Source organism: Pantoea sp. GbtcB22 (genome assembly GCF_019091025.1).
GTDB lineage: Bacteria > Pseudomonadota > Gammaproteobacteria > Enterobacterales > Enterobacteriaceae > Pantoea > Pantoea leporis.
In genome coordinates, this window is the sequence record NZ_JAGXKB010000025.1 from 1 (window position 1) to 703 (window position 703).

A 703-nucleotide genomic window follows, 5' to 3' on the forward strand; every position below is an offset into this window, starting at 1 on the left:
TGAAGGTGAACGGGATGGAGGGTAATCCGGTGTTGCCCGCCGGGTCGGTGGCCCGGGCGGTGAAGCTGTGCGGGCCGTCGGGCAGAGCGGCGTCGGGCCGCCACTGCCAGCTGCCGTCGGCGGCCACGGTCGCGGAGCCGGCGACCACGCCGTCGAGCATAAACACGATGAGCGAGCCGGGCTCGGCCTGGCCGCTGAACAGGGGCTGCGCGTCGTCGGTGACGCTGCCGCTGGCGAGCGCGCCGGTCAGTGTGCCGGTGTCGTCGTCAGCGCTGACCACCTGCGGACGGGCCGGGGCGATAAGGTCAACGTCGAGGTCGAAGCCGGGGGAGTGTTCGCTGACGAGGCCGGAGGCGGCGGTGGCGGTGGTGGTAAAGGTGTGCAGTCCGTGGGAGAGCGCCGCGTCGGGGCGGAAGGTCCAGCTGCCGTCTCCGGCGACGAGGGTGGAGCCAATCACCACGCCGTCGGCGTAGACGGTAATCAGCTCGCCGGGGACGTTGCCGCTGCCGGTGAGTTCTGGCTGCGCATCGTCGGTAACGCCGCCGTGACCCAGCGCGCCGGTGTACATGCCGGTCACGTCGGTGGCGTGTGCAATCAGCGGCGCGGGCGGCGGCTGGTCTGACGGACCGCCGTGCTGGTTCTGCATGGCGCGCACGATGCCGCCGAGGCCGAGCAGCCCGGCGAAGGCGGCCATCGCCATCCA

The 703-nt window shown here is 72.0% G+C and carries 1 protein-coding gene; it reads right to left on the minus strand.

What is annotated here, in order from left to right:
- Nucleotides 1–703, minus strand: a 703-nt coding sequence (locus KVT28_RS24670) for an Ig-like domain-containing protein (RefSeq protein WP_254633654.1), incomplete at both ends; no start/stop codon positions are given.